Origin of the sequence: Methanospirillum sp., assembly GCF_035406105.1 — an archaeon.
Taxonomy (GTDB): domain Archaea; phylum Halobacteriota; class Methanomicrobia; order Methanomicrobiales; family Methanospirillaceae; genus Methanospirillum.
On the sequence record NZ_DAONKG010000218.1, the window covers coordinates 1 to 3,860 of the forward strand.

Annotated in this window: 4 protein-coding genes and 1 tRNA gene; 4 read left to right on the top strand and 1 reads right to left on the bottom strand. The window is 51.5% G+C overall.

What is annotated here, in order from left to right; translation table 11 throughout:
• Positions 1-303: 303 nt before the first annotated feature.
• Positions 304-375: transfer RNA gene (locus PLA23_RS11240), tRNA-Gly, on the bottom strand.
• Between the two features lie 137 nt (positions 376-512).
• Here PLA23_RS11240 and PLA23_RS11245 point away from each other — a divergent pair.
• From PLA23_RS11245 to PLA23_RS11260, 4 genes are all read left to right on the top strand, one after another.
• Positions 513-1,121 carry a precorrin-2 dehydrogenase/sirohydrochlorin ferrochelatase family protein gene (locus PLA23_RS11245; RefSeq protein WP_324475243.1) on the top strand — a complete coding sequence of 203 codons (609 nt, stop codon included), beginning with the start codon at positions 513-515 and terminating at the stop codon, positions 1,119-1,121.
• Positions 1,118-2,392 (top strand): glutamyl-tRNA reductase, encoded by a 1,275-nt coding sequence (gene hemA, locus PLA23_RS11250; protein WP_324475244.1) that lies wholly within the window; start codon positions 1,118-1,120, stop codon positions 2,390-2,392. The genes PLA23_RS11245 and hemA overlap by 4 nt, the downstream gene beginning before the upstream one ends.
• Positions 2,371-3,354 (top strand): porphobilinogen synthase, encoded by a 984-nt coding sequence (gene hemB, locus PLA23_RS11255; RefSeq protein ID WP_324331980.1) that lies wholly within the window; start codon positions 2,371-2,373, stop codon positions 3,352-3,354. Before hemA ends, hemB begins: the two co-directional genes overlap by 22 nt.
• On the top strand, positions 3,341-3,860 hold a 520-nt coding region (locus PLA23_RS11260; RefSeq protein ID WP_324475245.1), incomplete at its 3' end, for an aminotransferase class III-fold pyridoxal phosphate-dependent enzyme. The genes hemB and PLA23_RS11260, both read left to right, overlap by 14 nt.

Here is a 3,860-nt window from a genome sequence, read left to right on the forward strand (position 1 = left end):
CCCTCTCCCCTTGCAACCCCCTGCCCGGAATTACTTCTGCCAACCTCGTGAAGGGAGGGGTTTGTATGCTGCGACGGAAATTCGACGACCCGAAGACAAGAAAAATCGAGATCATTTATAAACATGGGAATGGGGGTGCCCAGGTACAAGCCTCATGAGAATCTACTGGAGATTTCTCTTATATACCCAAAATCCACGTCAGCAAAAAAGTAACCCGGAATCTTGCTCCAATTGCGAAAAAACGCTTTATTAAAAACCACAAAGATACGAACTTACAAAAAAGGGGACGGTATACGGTATGAATGCGCTGACCGGGATTCGAACCCGGGTTTAGGCGTTGGCAACGCCTAGTGATAACCACTACACTATCAACGCAGGTGCTCTATATCGTCAGCTTTGAGAGATAATAAAAACTTCGATTTTACTCTCCATCGATCCGTATGAATAATGATCAGATTCATTGGACAGATTGATATTTTCTACCTGCAAACCTCATACGAATGATCCCTCTGATGATTGACTTTACCGGCAAGAAAGTAATCATCTTCGGGGGAGGGGTTGTCGGGGCAAGAAAGGCCCGGTATTTCGCTCATGAAGCTGAAGTCGTCGTGTATAGTCGTTCTTTTCATCAGGATTTTCATGAGATACCGGTCAGGACGGAGGTATGTAATCTGACAGGAGATCAAAAAACCCTGCAGCAGATGATTCAGCATGCGTCACTTGTTATCGCCGCAACATCAGATTCAGAGTTAAATTCTGTGATCAAAAACGTATGTAATCGCGAAAATATCTGGTGTAATATCGCGGCTGGAACCCGTGGTGATGTCGTCCTTCCAGCGAAGATCTCCGGAGACCGGTATGTCATTGCGGTAAGCACCATCGGCTCTGTCCCGGCGATCTCACGACTCATTCGCGAGGGACTTGAGCATTCATTCCCTGATCTTGATGATCTCATTCTCTTAGGGGAATGGATCCGAAACACCTACCGGGGGGACCGACAAGGCACTGATTCATATGATGCCGTCCTATATTCTGCTCTTCGTGACCCTGAAACGAGAAAGGCGCTCGCAACCGGAATAGAACATGCGAAAGAGTATATTAAGCGGAGATTTGCCATATGACTCACGCGCTCTTTTCTCCCTTTACCATTGCAGGGATATCCCATCACACGGCTTCGGTAGCGGATATGGAAGCGGTCCGGTTTCCTGATGAGGAAGCATTCCTTGAGCGGGCAGGAGAATGGTTCAAAGGAGTTATCCTGCTTCAGACCTGTAACCGGATTGAGGTCATGGTGCACGGAAATGCGGATCTCCTTGTCACATTTCTGGAGGGTGAAGGAAGGACCGGCTGGCAGATCTGGAAGGATGCTGAGGCATTGTCACATCTTCTTGATCTCGCAGCAGGTCTTGACTCTATGGTCATTGGTGAGGATCAGATCCTTGGGCAGCTTCGAAAGGCGCTCACCCTTTCAGAGGAGAAGTCAGTTGCCGATCCCCTGATCACCCTCTGTATTAACAAGGCCATCCATGCCGGTTCAGAAGCCAGAAGGATGAGCGGGATCAACCGGGGTGCGGTATCAATCGGATCAGCCGCGGTTTTGCTTGCCGAAGAGCGGCTCGGTTCACTTGAGGGTCGTCATATCCTGGTGCTCGGGAGTGGGGAGATGGGAGTCCTCGTTACCCAGGCACTTGCCGCAAAGCACCTGTCTGCAATCTATGTGGCGAACCGGACCTTTGATCGTGCCCGGCTGCTGGCTGAGAAGGTACATGGGACCGCAGTTCCTATGGCAGACCTTTACCGGTATCTGACCCTTTCTGATGTTGTCATCTGCTGCACCGCTGCTCCCCATCCCGTTATCAGGGCTGAGGAGGTCTCACAGGCCATGAATAGCAGATCCTGGCCACTTGATACCACCAGACGCCCGCTTATCATAGTGGATATCGCCCAGCCTAGGGATGTTGAGGAAGAGGTCGGGAAGATACCAGGGATATGTCTCTATACGATTGATGATCTTCGGAAAGTCAATGATGACACGGCACAATTCAGAAAGGAGGCGGCTATGAAGGTCAGGGCATTTCTTGACCAGGAACTGACCCAGTTTATCCGTCTCTTTAACCGGAAGGCTGCAGATGAACTCCTTGCAACCCTGCATAGCTGGGCAGAACAGATCCGAATCAGAGAGCGGGATCGGGCCCTGTCCAGGTTATCCGGGTACGATGACCGGCTTCGGGAAGTGACTGACGACCTGACCAGGGTTCTGACAAGGAAACTTCTGACCGATGTAACCCTTACCATCCGGACCTGTGCCGAACGGGGAGAGATGCAGATTGCTGAAAACCTGGTTGGTGCCATAACACGAGGAGAGATGATATGTTCCCGCACGTCCGATTGAGAAGATTACGCAGGCGGAAGATAATCCCCCTGCTTACCGAGACGCATCTGTGTTCAGATGATCTGATAGCGCCGCTTTTTTTCGATGAACAGGCAGATGAGCCTGTTCCGATTCTGGCAATGCCCGGACAGTACAGATGGCCGGTCAGGATGGCAGGAGACGTGGGTACCAGGCTGAGGGATACAGGAATTCGTGCAGTTCTTCTCTTTGGTATTCCATCTGTCAAGGATGCGGACGCGTCAGGGGCACATGCACCGGACGGAATCATTCAGCAGGTGGTTCGTGCCATGAAGACGGCCTGTCCTGACATGGTCATCATTACAGATCTCTGTGCCTGTGAGTATACTGATCACGGTCACTGCGGGTATATCGGTGAATGCTGCGATGGATTTGACCTGGTAAATGACGCCTCCCTTGAGATGATGCAGCGTATTGCGGTCTCCCAGGCTGAGGCAGGTGCTGATATTGTCGCACCGTCGTGTATGCTTGATGGCATGGTTTCTGCCATCCGGGAAGCGTTGGACGATTACGGGCATCAGGAGGTTCTTATCATGTCTTATTCATCCAAATTTGCATCCTCGCTCTATGGCCCGTTTCGTGAAGCGGCAGGATCTGGGTTTTCCTGCGGCGATCGGACCGGATACCAGGCTCCTGTCTCAAATCGGCGGGAGGCATATCGTGAGTCGGAACTGGATGCAGCAGAAGGTGCAGATATTCTGATGGTAAAACCCGCCGGGTGGTTTGGTGATATCATCACGGATATCAGACAACTCGGGCTTCCGGTTGCAGCCTACCAGGTCTCCGGGGAATACTCTATGATAAAGGCTGCATCAGAGAAAGGATGGCTTGATGAACGGCGGGTTGTCATGGAAAGCCTGATATCGCTGAAACGTGCAGGTGCAGACCTTATAATAACGTATTTTGCTGAAGATGTATGCAGGTGGCTTCATGAATCACGGTGAAAAAAGCAGGGAATATTATACAACGGCTCGGGAACTGATGCCAGGCGGGGTTTCAAGTCCGGTCCGGGCAATTCAGCCCTATCCATTCTATACCATACGGGGTTCGGGGTCCCGAATCTATACTGCGGACGGGGCAGAACTGATCGACTGCTGCTGTGCATACGGCCCGCTCATCCTGGGTCATGCCAATAAGCAGGTGCATGATGCGATACTGTCAGCAGCACAGGATGGCTGGCTCTATGGAACTCCAACTCCTGCAGAGATTGATCTTGCACGGATTCTTATTCAGGATCATCCATCCATTGAGATGGTCCGGTTTGTGACAACCGGCTCTGAAGCCACCATGGCTGCGATCCGCCTGGCACGGGGATATACCGGAAAAACTGATATTATCAAGACCGAAGGGGGATTTCACGGGGCACATGACGGTGTCCTGGTGCAGGCTGGCTCAGGATGCACAACCCTTGGTCAGCCGGATTCTGCGGGTGTCATTGCTGATGTGGTTC

Bases quoted from the DNA above. Each gene is read 5' to 3' on its own strand.
- PLA23_RS11245 (WP_324475243.1), top strand. From the start codon at position 513: ATGATTGACTTTACCGGCAAGAAAGTAATCATCTTCGGGGGAGGGGTT.
- hemA (WP_324475244.1), top strand. From the start codon at position 1,118: ATGACTCACGCGCTCTTTTCTCCCTTTACCATTGCAGGGATATCCCAT.
- hemB (WP_324331980.1), top strand. From the start codon at position 2,371: ATGTTCCCGCACGTCCGATTGAGAAGATTACGCAGGCGGAAGATAATC.